General features: G+C 63.9%; 17 protein-coding genes. All 17 read left to right on the forward strand.

Features of this window, described 5'->3' with window-relative positions:
* The first annotated feature begins 79 nt into the window (after positions 1-79).
* The 17 genes from sdhC (at position 80) to trpA (ending at position 17,703) form a co-directional block, all read left to right on the forward strand.
* Positions 80-493 (forward strand): succinate dehydrogenase, cytochrome b556 subunit, encoded by a 414-nt coding sequence (sdhC, locus tag OYT13_RS08670; RefSeq protein ID WP_026131781.1) that lies wholly within the window; start codon positions 80-82, stop codon positions 491-493.
* 1 nt (position 494) lies between these two features.
* On the forward strand, positions 495-860 hold the full coding sequence (gene sdhD / locus OYT13_RS08675) for a succinate dehydrogenase, hydrophobic membrane anchor protein (protein ID WP_017233054.1): 366 nt from the start codon (positions 495-497) through the stop codon (positions 858-860).
* A gap of 3 nt (positions 861-863) precedes the next feature.
* A complete protein-coding gene (sdhA, locus tag OYT13_RS08680; protein ID WP_017233055.1) occupies positions 864-2,639 on the forward strand; it encodes a succinate dehydrogenase flavoprotein subunit in 1,776 nt (591 codons plus the stop codon).
* Positions 2,640-2,651: 12 nt separating this feature from the next.
* A complete protein-coding gene (locus OYT13_RS08685; RefSeq protein WP_026131782.1) occupies positions 2,652-3,356 on the forward strand; it encodes a succinate dehydrogenase iron-sulfur subunit in 705 nt (234 codons plus the stop codon).
* A gap of 10 nt (positions 3,357-3,366) precedes the next feature.
* Entirely contained in the window at positions 3,367-3,639 is a 273-nt protein-coding gene (locus tag OYT13_RS08690; protein ID WP_150563035.1) for an FAD assembly factor SdhE, read from the forward strand.
* Positions 3,640-3,668: 29 nt separating this feature from the next.
* Positions 3,669-4,970, forward strand: coding sequence for a citrate synthase (gene gltA / locus OYT13_RS08695; protein ID WP_026131784.1), 1,302 nt, complete (start codon positions 3,669-3,671; stop codon positions 4,968-4,970).
* A 281-nt stretch (positions 4,971-5,251) separates the two neighbouring features.
* On the forward strand, positions 5,252-6,661 hold the full coding sequence (gene leuC / locus OYT13_RS08700; protein WP_150563034.1) for a 3-isopropylmalate dehydratase large subunit: 1,410 nt from the start codon (positions 5,252-5,254) through the stop codon (positions 6,659-6,661).
* 55 nt (positions 6,662-6,716) lie between these two features.
* Positions 6,717-6,845 carry an entericidin A/B family lipoprotein gene (locus OYT13_RS08705; RefSeq protein WP_017233060.1) on the forward strand — a complete coding sequence of 43 codons (129 nt, stop codon included), beginning with the start codon at positions 6,717-6,719 and terminating at the stop codon, positions 6,843-6,845.
* 121 nt (positions 6,846-6,966) lie between these two features.
* Positions 6,967-7,617 (forward strand): 3-isopropylmalate dehydratase small subunit, encoded by a 651-nt coding sequence (gene leuD, locus OYT13_RS08710; protein WP_026131785.1) that lies wholly within the window; start codon positions 6,967-6,969, stop codon positions 7,615-7,617.
* 24 nt (positions 7,618-7,641) lie between these two features.
* A complete protein-coding gene (gene leuB, locus OYT13_RS08715; protein WP_017233063.1) occupies positions 7,642-8,709 on the forward strand; it encodes a 3-isopropylmalate dehydrogenase in 1,068 nt (355 codons plus the stop codon).
* A gap of 60 nt (positions 8,710-8,769) precedes the next feature.
* On the forward strand, positions 8,770-9,900 hold the full coding sequence (gene asd / locus OYT13_RS08720) for an aspartate-semialdehyde dehydrogenase (protein ID WP_083902239.1): 1,131 nt from the start codon (positions 8,770-8,772) through the stop codon (positions 9,898-9,900).
* Between the two features lie 125 nt (positions 9,901-10,025).
* On the forward strand, positions 10,026-13,070 hold the full coding sequence (locus tag OYT13_RS08725) for a FimV/HubP family polar landmark protein (protein ID WP_268567596.1): 3,045 nt from the start codon (positions 10,026-10,028) through the stop codon (positions 13,068-13,070).
* Between the two features lie 97 nt (positions 13,071-13,167).
* Positions 13,168-13,968 carry a tRNA pseudouridine(38-40) synthase TruA gene (gene truA, locus OYT13_RS08730; protein WP_017234680.1) on the forward strand — a complete coding sequence of 267 codons (801 nt, stop codon included), beginning with the start codon at positions 13,168-13,170 and terminating at the stop codon, positions 13,966-13,968.
* Entirely contained in the window at positions 13,965-14,621 is a 657-nt protein-coding gene (locus OYT13_RS08735) for a phosphoribosylanthranilate isomerase (protein ID WP_039830481.1), read from the forward strand. Before truA ends, OYT13_RS08735 begins: the two co-directional genes overlap by 4 nt.
* A gap of 57 nt (positions 14,622-14,678) precedes the next feature.
* Positions 14,679-15,881, forward strand: coding sequence for a tryptophan synthase subunit beta (trpB, locus tag OYT13_RS08740; protein WP_017234682.1), 1,203 nt, complete (start codon positions 14,679-14,681; stop codon positions 15,879-15,881).
* Between the two features lie 171 nt (positions 15,882-16,052).
* Positions 16,053-16,925, forward strand: coding sequence for a DNA-methyltransferase (locus OYT13_RS08745; protein ID WP_051060234.1), 873 nt, complete (start codon positions 16,053-16,055; stop codon positions 16,923-16,925).
* Positions 16,879-17,703 carry a tryptophan synthase subunit alpha gene (gene trpA, locus OYT13_RS08750; protein WP_017234684.1) on the forward strand — a complete coding sequence of 275 codons (825 nt, stop codon included), beginning with the start codon at positions 16,879-16,881 and terminating at the stop codon, positions 17,701-17,703. Before OYT13_RS08745 ends, trpA begins: the two co-directional genes overlap by 47 nt.
* Positions 17,704-17,758: the final 55 nt, after the last annotated feature.

Below are 17,758 nucleotides of genomic sequence, written 5' to 3' on the forward strand. Positions count from 1 at the left end.
GAGCATTGGAACCGGTATGGTGCAACGCACTAGAATCGGCGCTAAAATCTGGGGCTGATGTAACTACATGGGGTCTAGCATGGCTGAAGTGGTAAAAAAAGAGCGGCCAGTCTACAGGAATATCGGTATTGGACAGATTGTCTCGTACCGTCTCCCGCTGGCTGGGATCGTGTCCATTCTGCACCGTATTAGCGGTGTGATCTTGTTCCTTCTGTTGCCGTTCGCGCTTTATTTGTTCGAACAGAGCCTCACGTCGGAACTCAGCTTCGACGTTCTGCGAAGCATCGCCTCCAACTGGTTTGTCAAACTTGTCATCCTGGCACTGTCGTGGGGCTTCCTGCAGCACTTCTGCGCCGGCGTGCGCCATCTGCGCATGGACTTCAATCACGACGCCGTGAGCAAGGAAGGCGGCAAGAATTCGGCCGTGGTCGTGCTGGTCGTGTCGCTGGTGCTGACGCTGGCCGTCGCCCTCAAGCTGTTCGGAGCGTTCTAAGATGGCACAGAACAATATCGGTTCGAAGCGCCTGGTCGTCGGCGCCCACTACGGCCTGCGCGACTGGATGGCGCAGCGTCTGACCGCGGTCATCATGGCCGTGTACACCGTGATCCTGCTGGTGTGGTTCTTCACCGCCAAGGATTTCTCCTACGAAGGCTGGGCAAGCATCTTCTCGCATCAGTGGATGAAGCTGGCGACGTTCGTCACGCTGCTCGCGGTGTTCTATCACGCGTGGGTCGGTGTGCGCGACATCTGGATGGACTACGTCAAGCCGGTCGGTGTGCGACTGGCGCTGTACACGTTGACGATCGTCTGGCTGCTGGCGTGTGCTGGCTATGCCGCGCAGATTCTGTGGAGAGTGTAAAGAATGGCTGCAATTAAAAATTCGCTGCCGCGCCGCCGCTTTGACGTTGTCATCGTGGGCGCAGGTGGTTCGGGCATGCGCGCGTCGCTGCAACTGGCCAAGGCCGGTCTGTCGGTCGCCGTGCTGTCCAAGGTGTTCCCCACCCGTTCGCATACCGTGGCCGCTCAGGGCGGCATTGGCGCCTCGCTCGGCAACATGAGCGAAGATAACTGGCACTACCACTTCTACGACACCATCAAGGGCTCCGACTGGCTCGGCGACCAGGATGCGATCGAGTTCATGTGCCGTCAGGCGCCGAACGCCGTCTACGAACTGGAACACTTCGGCATGCCGTTCGACCGTAACGCGGACGGCACGATCTACCAGCGCCCGTTCGGCGGTCACACGGCCAATTACGGCGAGAAGCCGGTCCAGCGCGCTTGCGCGGCCGCCGACCGTACCGGTCACGCGCTGCTGCACACGCTGTATCAACAGAACGTGGCCGCCAAGACGCACTTCTTCGTGGAGTGGATGGCGCTCGACCTGATTCGCAATGAAGACGGCGACGTGCTCGGTGTGTCGGCGCTCGAACTCGAAACCGGCGAAGTCTACCTGCTCGAAGCCAAGTGCACGCTGTTCGCGACCGGCGGTGCCGGCCGTGTGTACGCCGCCTCGACCAACGCGTTCATCAACACCGGTGATGGTCTTGGCATGGCCGCGCGTGCGGGCATTCCGCTCGAAGACATGGAATTCTGGCAATTCCACCCGACTGGCGTGGCCGGTGCGGGCGTGCTGATTACCGAAGGCGTGCGCGGTGAGGGCGGTATTCTGCGCAACTCGAACGGCGAGCGCTTCATGGAGCGCTATGCCCCGACGCTGAAGGATCTGGCGCCGCGTGACTTCGTGTCGCGCTCGATGGACCAGGAAATCAAGGAAGGCCGTGGCTGCGGCCCGAACGGCGACTACGTGCTGCTCGACCTCTCGCACATCGGTGCCGAGACGATCATGAAGCGCCTGCCGTCGATTCGCGAAATCGCCCTGAAGTTCGCTAACGTCGACGCGATCAAGGAACCGATCCCCGTCGTGCCGACCATCCACTACCAGATGGGTGGCATTCCGACGAACTACAACGGCCAGGTTGTCGTGCAGCAGAACGGCGAATCGACCCCGGTCAACGGCTTCTACGCCGTGGGCGAGTGCTCCTGCGTGTCTGTCCACGGTGCCAACCGTCTGGGCACGAACTCGCTGCTCGACCTCGTGGTGTTCGGCCGCGCGGCCGGTAACCACATCGTCGACTTCGTGAAGAACCACGGCGAGCACAAGCCGCTGCCCGCCGATGCCGGCGACAACGCCATGGCGCGTCTGGGCCGTCTGGAAGCCTCCAGCACGGGCGAGTACGCACAGGACATCGCCAACGACATCCGCGCGACGATGCAGAAGCACGCCGGCGTGTTCCGTACGTCCGACCTGCTCAAGGAAGGCGTGGACGAGATCAAGCAAGTGGCCGAGCGCGTGTCGCACGTTCACCTGAAGGACAAGTCGAAGGTGTTCAACACGGCGCGCATGGAAGCGCTGGAAGTGGACAACCTGATCGAAGTGGCCAAGGCCACCATGATCGCAGCCGAAGCCCGCAAGGAAAGCCGTGGCGCGCACGCGCACAGCGATTATCCGGAGCGTGACGACGCCAACTGGATGCGCCACTCGCTGTTCTTCAGCGAAGGCAACCGTCTGGATTACAAGCCGGTGCAGTTGAAGCCGCTGACCGTCGACTCGGTTCCGCCCAAGGCGCGGACGTTCTAAGGGATTCGCAAGATCATGAAACGTATTTTTGAAGTCTACCGCTACGATCCGGACAAGGATGCCGCACCGTACATGCAGACCTACGAGGTCGAACTCGACGGTCATGAGCGCATGCTGCTCGACGCCCTGGTCAAGCTCAAGAAGCTCGATGAAGGCATCGCGTTCCGCCGCTCGTGCCGCGAAGGCGTGTGCGGTTCGGATGCGATGAACATCAACGGCAAGAACGGTCTGGCCTGCCTGACCAACATGAACGATCTGCCGAACAAGATCGTGCTGAAGCCGCTGCCGGGGCTGCCCGTCATTCGCGATCTGATCGTCGACATGACGCACTTCTTCAACCAGTACCACTCGATCAAGCCGTACCTGATCAACCCTGAGCCGGCACCGGAGAAAGAGCGTCTGCAGTCGCCCGAACAGCGCGATGAGCTCGATGGTCTGTACGAATGCATTCTGTGCGCGTCGTGCTCCACGTCGTGCCCGAGCTTCTGGTGGAACCCGGACAAGTTCGTCGGTCCGGCCGGTCTTCTGCAGGCGTACCGCTTTATTGCGGATAGCCGCGACACGGCCACCGGCGAGCGTCTGGACAACCTGGAAGATCCGTACCGCCTGTTCCGCTGCCACACGATCATGAACTGCGTGGATGTGTGCCCGAAGGGTTTGAACCCGACGAAGGCCATCGGCAAGATCAAGGAGCTGATGGTGCGTCGCGCCGTCTGACCTAGCGATCATGCCGGATACCAATCACCAGTCCGATCCGGTCAAACGTGCCCGCCTGCGTTGGCGGGCACGCCGCGGTTTGCTGGAAAACGACCTCATTCTCGAACGCTTCTTCGCGAAGTACGAAGCCTCGATGACCGACGAGGATGTGGGCGCCCTCACCAGGTTGCTCGATTTGAGCGACAACGATTTGATGGATCTGCTGCTAGCGCGTAAAGAGCCCGACGCGGATCTGGACGGGCCGGACGTGCAGCGCCTGCTGGCGCTTTTGCGTGCCGTGTAGGGGTTTAAGTATTTTTTTGAGGAAGCGATATGACTCCGTCTGATGTTAAAGCCACCCTATCTTTCTCTGACGGTTCGCCCAGCGTCGAACTGCCGATCTATCAGGGAACGATGGGCCCGGATGTAATCGATATCCGCAAGCTGTACGGCCAGACCGGCAAGTTTACGTATGACCCGGGCTTCATGTCGACGGCGTCGTGCAATTCCGCCATCACGTACATCGATGGCGACAAGGGCGAGCTGCTGTATCGCGGCTACCCGATCGAGCAGTTGGCCACCCACTGCGACTTCCTCGAGACCTCCTATCTGCTGCTCAAGGGCGAACTGCCGAACGCCCAGCAGAAGGACGAATTCGTCAAGACCGTGACCCGTCACACGATGGTTCACGAGCAGATGAACTTCTTCTTCCGCGGTTTCCGTCGTGACGCGCACCCGATGGCTGTGCTGACCGGTTCGGTCGGCGCCTTGTCGGCGTTCTATCACGACTCGCTGGACATCAACAATCCGACGCACCGCGAAGTCTCGGCCATCCGCCTGATGGCCAAGCTGCCGACGCTCGTCGCGATGGCGTACAAGTACAGCATCGGCCAGCCGTTCGTGTATCCGCGCAACGACTTGTCGTACAGCGCGAACTTCATGCGCATGATGTTCGCGAACCCGTGCGAAGAGTACGAGGTCAACGACGTGCTGGTGCGCGCCCTCGACCGCATCCTGATCCTGCACGCCGATCACGAGCAGAACGCCTCCACGTCGACCGTGCGTCTGGCCGGTTCGTCGGGTGCCAACCCGTTCGCCTGTATCGCTGCCGGTATCGCGTGTCTGTGGGGCCCGGCGCACGGCGGTGCGAACGAAGCCGCGCTGAACATGCTCGAGCAGATCGGTTCGCCGGACAAGATCCCCGAATTCATCAAGCAGGTGAAGGACAAGAACTCGGGCGTGAAGCTCATGGGCTTCGGTCACCGCGTGTACAAGAACTACGACCCGCGCGCCAAGCTCATGCGCGAGACGTGCTACGAAGTGCTCAACGAACTGGGCCTGCACGACGACCCGCTGTTCAAGCTGGCCATGCAGCTCGAGAAAATCGCCCTGGAAGACGAATACTTCGTGTCGCGCAAGCTGTATCCGAACGTCGACTTCTATTCGGGTATCGTTCAGCGCGCGCTGGGCATCCCGACGTCGATGTTCACCTGCATCTTCGCACTGGCCCGTACCGTGGGCTGGATCGCGCAGTGGAACGAAATGATCGGTGAGCCGGACCAGAAGATTGGTCGTCCGCGTCAGCTGTTCATCGGCCACACGCCGCGCGAAGTCGCGACCATCGACAAGCGCTAAGCCTGTCGGAGGCGTTCGGCACGGCGCCTCCTTGCCGTGCCGGCACCGCAACCTTGCCGAAACGGCAAGGCGGTGCGGCGCCGCAACGAGCCCTCGTTGCGCTATATTCGAAGCCACGGCACAAGCTGCCGTGATTCGCACAAATCCCCGGTTGATCGTGCGTTTACCGCCCGGTTTCCCGGGGATTTCGTATTCCGCCGGCGCGAAAGCGCTATGGCATAATCAAAAGTTCACGGAACGACGTTTGTTCCTACAACGATATTTAGCCCCGCGTTTTTATCATGGCCAAGACGCTGTATGACAAATTGTGGGATGCACATGTCGTGCATACCGAGGACGATGGCACTACGTTGCTCTACATCGACCGTCATCTGTTGCACGAGGTGACCAGTCCGCAGGCGTTTGAGGGGCTAAAACTCGCGCAGCGTCCGGTCTGGCGACTGTCTGCCAACCTCGCGGTGTCGGATCACAATGTGCCGACCACCGACCGCACGCAAGGTATCGCCGATCCGATTTCGCGTCTGCAGGTCGACACGCTCGACAACAACTGCGACAGCTTCGGCATCACCCAATTCAAGATGAACGACCTGCGTCAGGGCATCGTGCACGTGATCGGCCCGGAGCAGGGCGCCACGCTGCCCGGCATGACGGTGGTCTGCGGCGATTCGCACACGTCCACGCACGGCGCGTTCGGTGCACTGGCGTTCGGCATCGGCACGTCTGAAGTCGAGCACACGCTCGCCACGCAGACGCTCCTCATGAAGAAGAGCAAGAACATGCTCGTGAAGGTCGAAGGCACGCTGCCGCGCGGGTGTTCCGCCAAGGACATCGTGCTGGCCGTCATCGGCAAGATCGGCACGGCCGGCGGCACGGGCTACACGATCGAATTCGCCGGCTCGGCGATCCGCTCGCTCACGATGGAAGGCCGGATGACCGTGTGCAACATGGCCATCGAGGCCGGTGCGCGTGCCGGTCTGGTGGCGGTGGACGACACGACGATCCAGTACGTGAAGGGCCGTCCGTTCGCACCCTCGGGCGTGGAATTCCAGCAGGCCGAAGCCTACTGGCGTACGTTCCACACCGATCCAGGCGCCGCGTTCGACCACGTGGTCGAGATCGACGCGAACACGTTGCGCCCGCAAGTGAGCTGGGGCACGTCGCCGGAGATGGTCGTGAGTATCGAAGACCGTGTGCCGGATCCCGAGAAGGAAAAAGACCCGGTCAAGCGCAGTGCCATGGAGCGCGCGCTCGAATACATGGCGCTGACGCCGAACACGCCGATGGCCAGTGTCAACGTCGACAAGGTGTTCATTGGCTCGTGCACCAACTCGCGTATCGAAGATATCCGCGCGGCGGCATACGTTGTGAAGACGCTCGGTCGCCGTGTGGCGCCGAACGTGCGGCTGGCGATGGTCGTGCCCGGGTCGGGGCTGGTGAAGCATCAGGCCGAGCAGGAAGGGCTGGATCAGGTCTTCAAGGCCGCCGGCTTCGAATGGCGCGAGCCGGGCTGCTCGATGTGTCTGGCGATGAATGCCGACCGTCTGGAGCCGGGCGAGCGTTGCGCCTCGACCTCGAATCGTAACTTCGAAGGCCGTCAGGGCGCGGGCGGGCGTACGCACCTCGTGAGTCCGGCGATGGCCGCGGCCGCCGCCATCGAAGGCCATTTCGTCGACGTGCGTCGTCTGGTCTGACGCGCTCGCATCGATATAACCGTCGTTTGACATCGTCTTTGACAGAGAAAAAACCATGAAGAAACTGTGGATGCTGATCGGTGCGATGCTGGTGCTGGGCGTGGCAGGCTGCAACACGATGGCGGGCCTCGGCAAGGATACGCAAGCCGCTGGCTCGGCCCTCGAAAACGCCGCGAAGAAGTGATGCGACGGTGCGTATCGCGCGGGCAATCGCCGCGCGTGCGCACCTACGAAATTTCCGGTTTTGACGGCCAGGGCTCTCCGGGCGCGGCCGCAGCCGAACTGTTTTGATCAGGTGGTTCGTGATGGAAAAATTTACCGTCCATACGGGGTTGGTGGCGCCGCTGGATCGCGAAAACGTCGATACCGACGCGATCATCCCCAAGCAATTCCTGAAGTCGATCAAGCGCACGGGCTTTGGTCCGAACCTGTTCGACGAGTGGCGTTATCTCGATGTCGGCCAGCCGGGCCAGGATTGCAGCGCGCGTCCGCTCAACCCGAACTTCGTGCTCAATCAGCCGCGTTATCAGGGCGCCACGGTGCTGCTCGCACGCAAGAACTTCGGCTGCGGCAGCTCGCGTGAGCACGCCCCGTGGGCGTTGCAGCAATTCGGCTTCCGCGCGGTCATCGCGCCGAGCTTCGCCGACATCTTCTTCAACAACTGCTACAAGAACGGGCTGTTGCCGATCGCGTTGTCGGAGATGCAGGTCGATCACCTGTTCAACGAGACCGCCGCGTTCAACGGCTTTCAGGTGACCATCGATCTGGACAAGCAAGCGGTGATGACGCCCGACGGTCGCGCTTACGAGTTCGACATCGCGCCGTTCCGCAAGTACTGCATGTTGAACGGTTTCGACGACATTGGCCTGACGCTGCGTCACGCCGACAAGATTCGCGCCTACGAGGCCGAGCGGCTCGCCAAGCAGCCGTGGCTCGCAACGCGCCTGCCGGGCTGAGGCCCGCGCACACAAGGAGATCGCATGAAAATTGCAGTGTTGCCGGGTGACGGCATTGGTCCGGAAATCGTGACGGAAGCCGTCAATGTGCTGAACGCACTTGGCGAGACGTTTGAACTGGAAGAAGCGCCCGTGGGCGGCGCCGGCTATGAGGCGGCGGGTCATCCGCTGCCGGACGCCACGCTCAAGCTCGCCAAGGAAGCGGATGCCATTCTGTTCGGCGCCGTGGGCGACTGGAAATACGATTCGCTCGAGCGCGCACTGCGTCCCGAGCAGGCGATTCTGGGGCTGCGCAAGCATCTGCAGCTGTTCGCCAACTTCCGTCCGGCCATCCTGTACAAGGAACTGGCCGATGCATCGAGCCTGAAGCCGGAAATCGTGGCAGGGCTCGATATCCTGATCATTCGTGAGCTGAACGGCGACATCTACTTCGGCCAGCCGAAGGGCTTCCGCCAGTCGCCCGATGGCGCTTTCGAAGGCGCGCGCGAAGGTTTTGATACCATGCGGTATAGCGTGCCGGAAGTGGAGCGCATCGCGCACGTCGCATTTCAGGCCGCAGCCAAGCGCGACAAGCGCTTGTGTTCGGTGGACAAGGCCAATGTGCTCGAGACGTCGCAACTGTGGCGCGACACCATGATCGAGGTCGCCAAGCAGTATCCGGAGGTCGAACTCTCGCACATGTACGTCGACAACGCCGCGATGCAACTGGTCAAGGCGCCGAAGAACTTCGACGTGGTGGTGACCGGCAACATGTTCGGCGATATTCTGTCGGATGAGGCCGCGATGCTCACGGGGTCGATCGGCATGCTGCCGTCGGCGTCGCTGGATGCGAATAACAAGGGGCTGTACGAGCCGTCGCACGGTTCGGCGCCCGATATCGCCGGCAAGGGTGTCGCCAATCCGTTGGCCACGATCCTGTCGGCGGCCATGATGCTGCGTTACACGCTGGGCCGTGCGGAACAGGCCGATCGTGTGGAGAATGCGGTGAAGAAGGTGCTGGCGCAAGGTCTGCGCACGCCCGACATCTGGCAGGAAGGCGCGACCAAGGTCGGTACGCGCGAGATGGGCGCGGCAGTGGTTGCCGCGCTATAACGTTGACGGGGCGTCGAGAGACGCCCCTCGGCGCAATTGCAACGATAAGAGAGTGGATAAATGAAAACCGTAGGTCTGGTAGGTTGGCGGGGCATGGTCGGTTCGGTTCTGATGCAGCGCATGCAACAGGAGAACGACTTCGCCTTGATCGAGCCGGTGTTTTTCAGCACCAGCAACGCGGGCGGAAAAGCCCCGTCGATGGCGAAGAACGAGACTTCGCTGAAAGACGCCAATGATGTCAACGAGCTGAAAAAGTGCGACATCATCATTACCTGCCAGGGCGGTGATTACACGACCGAGATCTTCCCGAAGCTGCGCGCGGCGGGCTGGAGCGGCTATTGGATCGACGCGGCCTCGACGCTGCGCATGAAGGACGATGCGATCATCGTTCTCGATCCGGTCAACCTCGACGTGATCAAGCACTCGCTCAGCAAGGGCACCAAGAACTTCGTCGGCGGCAACTGCACGGTGAGCTGCATGCTGATGGGGCTGGGCGGTCTGTTCCAGCATGGTCTGGTCGACTGGCTCACGTCGATGACGTATCAAGCGGCATCGGGCGGCGGCGCACAGCACATGCGCGAGTTGCTCACGCAGTTCGGTAGCATCAACGCCGAAGTCAAGGCGCTGCTGGACGATCCGCACTCGGCCATTCTCGAGATCGACCGCAAGGTGCTCGCGAAGCAGCACGCGCTCACGGCCGACGAGACCAAGCAATTCGGCGTGCCGCTGGGCGGCAACCTGATTCCCTGGATCGACAAGGATCTGGGCAACGGTCAGTCGAAGGAAGAGTGGAAGGGCGGCGCCGAGACCAACAAGATCCTGGGGCTGGGCGACGGTTTCCCGAACACCCGCGCCATTCCGGTGGACGGTCTGTGCGTGCGCATCGGTGCGATGCGTTGCCACAGCCAGGCGCTGACCATCAAGTTGACGAAAGATGTGCCGTTAGACGAGCTGACGGACATCATCGGCCAGGCGAATGACTGGGTGAAGGTGGTGCCGAACACGCGTGAAGCGTCGATGACCGATTTGACGCCTGCGGCGGTGACCGGCACGATGACGATTCCGGTCGGTCGCCTGCGCAAGATGTCGATGGGGCCGGAGTACCTGTCGGCATTCACGGTCGGCGATCAACTGTTGTGGGGCGCGGCGGAACCGCTGCGCCGCATGCTGCGCATCCTGCTCGACGCTTGAGCGTCGCAGCGCATCGGTAAGGCGTGAAGAACGGCGGCCCGCGAGGCCGCCGTCCGCGCTTTGGGAGGCACCCCTTGTAGCCGGGGCGGCCAGTGACAAACGACTGACAGGCCTGACAAGACACAGTGCGGAAATACTCGATCGGCAAGCGTGCAAACTCGTCCCGTAATTCGTTCCGCCTGAGCGCGGCAGCGGCCGTCTTGTGGAGCCTCGGGCTGCTCAACGCCGGTGCGGCGGAGTTCGGCCCGCAGCAGGTGCGCTCGGGCCCGGGCCAGCCATTGCGTGCTGTCATCGTGCTGGGCAACGTGTCGCAGGCGGAAGCCGACGGATTGTCGGTGAAGCTCGCGCCGCGCGACGCCTTCAAGCAGGCCGGTCTGCGCTACGACCCCACGCTCGAGAAGCTTTCCGTGTCGGTCTCGCCGACGGCCGGACGCGCGCCCGGTTACAGCGGCACGTATCTCGTGCATGTCGATTCGGCCGAGCCGGTCAGCACGTCGTTCCTCGACCTGTTGCTGGTGCTCGAGTGGCGCACCGGCCGTCAGTCCAATGCCGTGACGCTGTCCGCCATCCCGGAAGCGAGCGCGGCCCAGGCCCAGGCCGTCGTGCCCGCAGCGGCGGCGAGTCAGACCCCGCCCGCGGCGTCGCCCCCGTCCCCCTTGTCCACCTCCGCGTCCGCGACATCTGCCCAGCCGGGCAAGGCGTCTACCGTCGGCGTTGGGGGTGAGCGCAAGGTGGGGCATGGCGAATCGCTGTCGTCGATTGCCCGTGAATTCACGGGCGGCGAAGGCGGGGTGACGCTGGCGCAAATGATGAGCGCGCTGTTCGAGGCAAACCGCTCGGCGTTCATCGGCGACGATCCGAATCGGCTGCGTCAGGGGGCGACGCTCACGCGTCCGTCCGACGCACAGGTGCAAGGTATTCCACCCGCGCAAGCACGCAAGTTCGTGTCGGCTGCACGGGAACAGTTCGACGCGTATCGCGCGCGGCTGGCCGAATCGACGGCGCAGCAGGCAGCACCGGCCGGTGGCCGCAGTGCACAGGGCGCGATCGAAGCGGGCAAGGCACCGGAAGCTGCCACGCCCGCGACACGCGATGAATTGAAGCTGTCGCGACCCGGTAAGGGAGGGGCGGGCGGCACGGCCGGTCGAACCGGCGGCAGCGAAGAAGCACAAATCGCCCAGGGCAAGGCGCAGGCGGAGGCTCAGGGCAGGGTGAACGAGTTGCAGAAGAACGTTGCAGATCTCCAGAAGTTGTTGGCGATGAAGAATCAGGCCGTCGCCAACCTGGAGCAGCAGGCCGCCACCGCTTCCGGGGCGACTGCGCAGGAAAAGACGGCGAAACCGGCCGCCAGCACGACGACGGCCGCGGCGGCAGCGGCCAAGACGGCACCGAATACCGCCAACGGCAATGGCACGAACGAAACCGACGCCGCTGCGCGCGCTGACAGTGCGGCTGCGAAGGGCGTCGCTTCTGAGGCTGCCGTGGCCGAGGCCGCGGTGGCTGCCTCCGCCGCATCGGCGGGCACGGCGGCATCGGAGGCGGCGGCTGCGGTGGCAGTACCCGCAAGCGATGTCGCCGCGACGGCGGCAGCCAGCGCCGCGGTTGCGCCAGCGAAGTCGGCGCCGAATGGCGCGATGAATTGGCGTGTCGTGAGCCAGAATCCTTATGTGCTGCCGGGCGCTGGCGCGCTGGTGGTGCTGCTCGGTCTGTGGGCACTGTTGCGTCGCCGTCGCGCGGCGGCATCGGTGGGGCAGCCCGGGCCGTATGACGACGGGCGTGATATGCCCGAAGACCACGTGGGCCACGAGGGCCACGATGAGCCGCATGACGGTGCACCGGGTGCTGCGTCGGCGTCGGACGGCATGGCCACGGCGGGTGTGGTGGCGGCTGCGGGTGCCGCAGGCGCCGCGGCACTGTACGCGGCCAATCAAGCGCAAGCCGAAGCGCGGCAGCCAGCGGCCGACGATGCCTGGTCGGCGTCGGACGAAGGCGTTGCCGCCGTTCACGCGATTCAGCACGAGTCCGCGGTGGACGACGCCGGTGGACCCGATGCGTGGAACGCTGAGCCAGTGCCCTTGAACGACGAGTCCGTCGACGAAACCGGCGAAGGTCACGATGTATTGCCGGTGGCGTCGGCCTCCGTGGCGTCGTCTGAAGCGGTGGCTGAGCCGCTCGTGGGCGATGCGGCGGCCCCTGCGCAGGAAACGCCGGCCGAAGCCGCCAGCGAGCCGGAAATCGATTGGGGTGCTGCGTTTGCCGAGGAAGCTGGCAAGGCTGCCGGGGACGCCCACGAGGCGCCCGCCGCCCATGGCGACTCGGCGGCTGCCACGTTGTCGGCGCTGGAAGCGCTGGGTGCCGCCGCCGCTGTCGGCGGTGCTGCCGCTACGTCGGTGCCTGCGCCTGAGTCAAACATTTCCGCGCCGGCCGAGCCCGCCGACGCTTCGCTCGACGGCAGCGTAGCCGGCATGCTGGGCGATCTGGATCTGGCGATCCCGGGACAGGCGGCGCATGTGGGCACGATTTCGAGCGATGCCTTGCCGTCGCTCTCGAAGGGGATGGGTTCGGTGCAGTTCAAGATGGCGCCGATGGACGATCCGCTGCGCTCGCATGCGAGCGCGGACGAGGAGGCGTTCGACGAGCCGGACGGCGAACTGAGCGATGCCGACTTCGACGCCGCGATGCAGCAGGCCAGCCACTCGCCGGTCGCGTCGCGCAGCTATACGGACACCGCGCACGAGGCACCCTCGCTCAAGCCGTTGTCGTTCGATCTATCGGACTTCAGCCTCGATCTGAAGGGCGACGACGCGCAGGCGAGCCCGGCGTTCGTGAGCGCGCCGACGCTGGCAACCGACATCGGAACGGAAGCCCTGATCGAGCACGAGGTGCTGCATGCACCGGCCCCGGAAACGCCGTATGCGGCCGAACCTGCGGCGCCGCAAGTGCCGCAAACGGTTGCGCCGGTGCCCGCCGTGCCGGCGTCACCCGTCGCCGCTGCGTCCGTCGAGCCGGGCGTGCCGGATGAATTCCATACGAAGCTGGAGCTGGCCACTGCGTATCAGACCATCGGTGACGACGAAGGCGCACGCGAACTGCTCGAAGAGGTGATTGCCGGTGGCGACGCCGCGCAGCAGTCCGTCGCCCGCACACGGCTCGCCGAGCTTGGCAAGTGACGCCGAGAAGTTGACGCCACGACAGGCTGACGAAGCCACCACAGATTGACCGTAGTTTGGGGCGCTCGTAGGTTGAGCGCCCATTTTTCTTTTTCATATGCGAATCGCACTGGGCATCCATTACGACGGCACGGCGTTCTCCGGCTGGCAATCGCAGCCGCATGGCAACACCGTGCAACAGACGCTCGAAGCCGCGTTGCGGGACTTCGGCGGCGTTGCGCTGCCCACGACCGTCGCGGGCCGCACCGATACCGGTGTGCACGGCATCGGTCAGGTGGCACATTTCGACACCGACCTGGACCGCGCCATGTTCTCGTGGGTGCGCGGCGTCAACGCGTTTCTGCCCAAGACGGTTGCGGTGCAATGGGCGCAGGCCATGCCGGACGATTTCCACGCCCGATTTACCGCCTTCGAGCGCACGTATTTCTATGTGCTGTACGTGCATCCCGTGCGCTCACCGTTGCTCGAGGGCCGATGCGGCTGGCTGCACACGCCGCTCGATATCGACGCCATGCGCGCCGCGAGTCGAGTGCTGGTCGGCGAGCACGACTTCTCGGCGTTCCGCTCGTCCGAGTGTCAGGCCAAGACGCCGGTGAAACATCTGTATGCCATCGACATCGAGCAGCATGGGCACTTCTTTGTGTTCCGCTTCCGGGCGAGCGCGTTCCTGCATCACATGGTGCGAAATATCATGGGCTGTCTGGTCGCCGTGGGCCGAGGCCGCCAGCCGGCGAGCTGGATGACGGATGTGCTCGCGAGTCTCGACCGTCGTCAGGCGGCACCGACGTTCATGCCGGACGGGCTGTATCTGGCGCGGGTGGGGTATCCTGAGCGTTTCGCGGTCCCCGAGCCCAACTGGGCGGCGTGGCCGTTCCCGATGCCGTGGGCAAGTTCATGAAATCCCGTACCCGAATCAAGATCTGCGGCCTGTCGCAGCCGGCCGACATCGATCACGCGGTGGCGCTGGGCGCCGACGCCATCGGTCTCGTCTTTTACCCGCCGAGCCCGCGCTACGTGGATCTGGCGCGTGCGGCCGAGCTGGCCCGCCGGGTGCCGCCGTATGTGAGTCTGGTCGGCCTGTTCGTGAACGCGACGGCCGACGAGATTGCCCGGACGGTCGAGGCTGTGCCGCTGACCACGCTGCAGTTCCATGGCGACGAAACGCCGGCGCAATGCGCGGTGTTGGCCGCCGCGGCGGGCAATCGTCCTTACATGCGCGCCATGCGTATCGGCCCGGAGACGAAAGACAGTGGCGATTTGCTACAATTCGCCAATGCATACACCGCTGCGCAAGGCATCTTGCTCGATGCCCTGGTCGAAGGCTACGGCGGTGGGGGAAAGGTTTTCGATTGGTCACTTATTCCAAAAGACATCGCGCGTCGGGCCGTTTTGAGTGGTGGCTTGAACGCACACAACGTTGCTGAAGCCATCGGCCGGGTGACGCCTTACGCCGTCGACGTGTCGAGCGGTGTAGAGGCGTCGCGTGGCGTGAAGGATCACGCCCGCATGACGGCGTTCGTGCACGCAGTGCGTGCCGCCGACGCCGAATGAGCAACCCGCCGGAACGCCCGCCTGAGCCGCGCGCCGGTACTGCGAAGAGTGACAACCATGTACGATTTCCCTGACGCCCGCGGCCATTTCGGTCCGTACGGCGGTGTCTTTGTGGCCGAGACGCTGATTCACGCGCTCGACGAGTTGCGCGAGGCCTATGCGAAGTATCAGCACGATCCGGCCTTCCTCGAAGAATTTCATTACGAACTGAAGCACTACGTCGGGCGCCCGTCGCCGATCTATCACGCCAAGCGCTGGAGCCAGGAACTGGGCGGCGCACAGGTGTACCTCAAGCGCGAAGACCTGAATCACACCGGCGCGCACAAGGTGAACAACGTGATCGGGCAGGCGCTGCTCGCGCGTCGCATGGGCAAACGCCGCGTGATTGCGGAGACCGGCGCCGGTCAGCATGGCGTGGCAACGGCGACCATTGCCGCGCGCTTCGGCATGGAGTGTGTGGTCTACATGGGCTCGGAAGACGTCAAGCGTCAGGCGGCCAACGTCTATCGCATGCAACTGTTGGGCGCGACCGTCGTGCCGGTGGAGTCGGGCTCGAAGACCCTCAAGGACGCGCTCAACGAAGCCATGCGCGACTGGGTGACCAACGTCGAGAGCACGTTTTACATCATCGGCACCGTGGCCGGGCCGCATCCGTATCCGATGCTCGTGCGCGATTTCCAGAGTGTGATCGGCGAGGAGTGCAAGGTGCAGATGCCCGAGCTGGCCGGCCGTCAGCCGGATTATGTGCTCGCCTGCGTCGGTGGCGGCTCGAACGCCATGGGTATTTTCTACCCGTATATCGATGTGCCGGACGTCAAGCTGGTGGGCGTGGAAGCGGCGGGCGACGGCATCGAGACCGGCCGTCATGCGGCGTCGATCATCGGTGGCACGCCCGGCGTGCTCCATGGCAACCGCACCTATCTGCTGCAGGACGCCAACGGTCAAATCACCGAAACGCATTCGATCTCGGCAGGCCTGGACTACCCGGGGGTGGGCCCGGAGCACGCGTGGCTGCATGACATCAAGCGTGCCGAGTACGTGGGCGTGACCGATACCGAGGCGCTGCGCGCGTTTCATGACTGCTGCCGGATCGAAGGCATCATTCCGGCGCTGGAGTCGAGCCACGCGCTGGCTTATGCGTGCAAGCTGGCGCCGACGCTGCCGAGCGATCAGATCGTGCTGGTCAATCTCTCGGGGCGCGGCGACAAGGACATGCACACCGTGATGGCGCTGCCCAGGCCGGCGTCGGGCGGGGCATAGGCGACATAGGCGACATAAGCGACATAAGCGAGATCGGCGGCGTCGCGAGACGCCATCGATGGCAGATCCTAAAATCCTCAGATTCCAAGATCCATCAAGGACACCCGAACCAGCATGACCGATCTGACTGATCGCAAGGCGCCACTTGACGTCCTCGGGGCCGAGCGCCCCATGGACGCCACCGAAGCTGCCGCCGCGCGTCTCGAGGCCAGGGAAGCGGCCGGCGAGCTGCGTGCGCGTTGGGCGCCGGGCGACATCACCTTGCGTCATGCCGACTTCCTGGAGCACTTGCACGAGCTGGACGACGGCAGCGTCGATCTGATCCTGGCCGACCCGCCTTACGGGCTCGGCAAGGATTACGGCAACGACTCCGACAAGCGCTCCGGCGAGGATTTCCTCGACTGGACATATGGCTGGCTCGAAGCGGCGATACCGAAGCTCGCGCCGCGCGGCTCGCTGTACCTGTTCTGTACGTGGCAGTACGCCCCCGAGCTGTTCGTGTTCCTGAAGCGGCGCATGCTGATGATCAACGAGATCATTTGGGATCGCCGCGTGCCCAGCATGGGCGGCAGCACCCGGCGGTTCTCGTCGGTACACGACAACGTCGGCTTTTTCGCGGTCTCGAAGGATTACTACTTCGACCTCGATGCGGTGCGGGTGCCGTACGACGCCGCGACGAAGAAGGCGCGCTCGCGCCGTATCTTCGAGGGCAGCAAGTGGCTGGAACTGGGTTACAACCCCAAGGATCTGTGGTCGATCTCGCGATTGCACCGGCAAGACCCCGAACGCGTCGATCATCCGACGCAGAAACCGCTGCATATCATCGAGCGCATGGTGCTGGCCAGTTGCCCGCCCGGCGGTCTCGTGCTCGACCCGTTCATGGGCAGCGGCACGACGGCCGTGGCATGCGCGTTGCACGGCCGGCGTTTCGTCGGCTTCGAGCTGAACGCGCATTACCACGCGCTCGCCCACCAAAGACTTCAGAGACTTTCCGATCATGTCCCGCATTCAAGCGACGTTCCAAGCCTTGCAAGCGCAGGGTAAAAAGGGCCTCATCCCGTTCATCACCGCCGGCGATCCCGAACCGGGCTGGACGGTGAAGCTGATGCATGCGCTGGCCGACAACGGCGCCGACGTCATCGAACTCGGCGTGCCGTTCTCCGACCCGATGGCCGACGGCCCGGTGATTCAACGCGCCTCCGAGCGTGCGCTGGCCCGCGGCGTGAGCCTGGCGGAGGTGCTCGGCTACGTGGCGGTGTTCCGTCAGACCAACGACCGCACGCCGGTCGTGCTCATGGGCTATGCCAATCCGATCGAGGCGATGGGTCTCGACACCTTCGCCGAGCGGGCCGCCAAGGCCGGTGTCGACGGCGTGCTGGTCGTCGACTATCCGCCGGAGGAAGCCGAGACCTACGCCGGGGCCGTGCGTGCGCATGGCATCGATCCGATCTTCCTGCTCGCACCGACCTCGACCGAAGCGCGGATTGCCGCTGTGGCGCGTCAGGCCAGCGGTTATCTCTATTACGTCTCGCTCAAGGGCGTGACGGGGGCGGCGAGCCTGGATCTGGAAAGCGTGGCCGCGAAGATTCCTGAAATCAAGGCCGTTGCACCCCTGCCCGTGGGGGTGGGCTTCGGTATTCGCGACGCCGCGACGGCGCGCGCCATCGCGAGCGTAGCCGACGCCGTGGTCATCGGCAGCGCCATCGTTCAGCGCCTGGAAAACACGCCGCGTGATCTGGAAGGCCATAACGCGGTAAAATCGCTCGCTGAATTCATCGGCGGTATTCGCCAGGCGCTCGACGAGGGCGCCAAATCGGCGTAGATTTGCGGCGTTTGTTCGCGGGGTCGATTCGTCGAACCGCCCGGTGAAACGCTGA

It is taken from the genome of Pandoraea sp. XJJ-1 (genome assembly GCF_026802345.1).
GTDB lineage: Bacteria > Pseudomonadota > Gammaproteobacteria > Burkholderiales > Burkholderiaceae > Pandoraea > Pandoraea cepalis.

Excerpts from the sequence above, each read along its gene's own strand:
- OYT13_RS08705 (WP_017233060.1), top strand. The coding sequence starts at position 6,717 with ATGAAGAAACTGTGGATGCTGATCGGTGCGATGCTGGTGCTGGGCGTG.
- sdhC (WP_026131781.1), top strand. The coding sequence starts at position 80 with ATGGCTGAAGTGGTAAAAAAAGAGCGGCCAGTCTACAGGAATATCGGT.
- leuB (WP_017233063.1), top strand. The coding sequence starts at position 7,642 with ATGAAAATTGCAGTGTTGCCGGGTGACGGCATTGGTCCGGAAATCGTG.
- OYT13_RS08745 (WP_051060234.1), top strand. The coding sequence starts at position 16,053 with ATGGACGCCACCGAAGCTGCCGCCGCGCGTCTCGAGGCCAGGGAAGCG.
- leuD (WP_026131785.1), top strand. The coding sequence starts at position 6,967 with ATGGAAAAATTTACCGTCCATACGGGGTTGGTGGCGCCGCTGGATCGC.
- OYT13_RS08690 (WP_150563035.1), top strand. The coding sequence starts at position 3,367 with ATGCCGGATACCAATCACCAGTCCGATCCGGTCAAACGTGCCCGCCTG.
- leuC (WP_150563034.1), top strand. The coding sequence starts at position 5,252 with ATGGCCAAGACGCTGTATGACAAATTGTGGGATGCACATGTCGTGCAT.
- sdhD (WP_017233054.1), top strand. The coding sequence starts at position 495 with ATGGCACAGAACAATATCGGTTCGAAGCGCCTGGTCGTCGGCGCCCAC.
- gltA (WP_026131784.1), top strand. The coding sequence starts at position 3,669 with ATGACTCCGTCTGATGTTAAAGCCACCCTATCTTTCTCTGACGGTTCG.
- trpB (WP_017234682.1), top strand. The coding sequence starts at position 14,679 with ATGTACGATTTCCCTGACGCCCGCGGCCATTTCGGTCCGTACGGCGGT.
- sdhA (WP_017233055.1), top strand. The coding sequence starts at position 864 with ATGGCTGCAATTAAAAATTCGCTGCCGCGCCGCCGCTTTGACGTTGTC.
- truA (WP_017234680.1), top strand. The coding sequence starts at position 13,168 with ATGCGAATCGCACTGGGCATCCATTACGACGGCACGGCGTTCTCCGGC.
- trpA (WP_017234684.1), top strand. The coding sequence starts at position 16,879 with ATGTCCCGCATTCAAGCGACGTTCCAAGCCTTGCAAGCGCAGGGTAAA.
- asd (WP_083902239.1), top strand. The coding sequence starts at position 8,770 with ATGAAAACCGTAGGTCTGGTAGGTTGGCGGGGCATGGTCGGTTCGGTT.
- OYT13_RS08735 (WP_039830481.1), top strand. The coding sequence starts at position 13,965 with ATGAAATCCCGTACCCGAATCAAGATCTGCGGCCTGTCGCAGCCGGCC.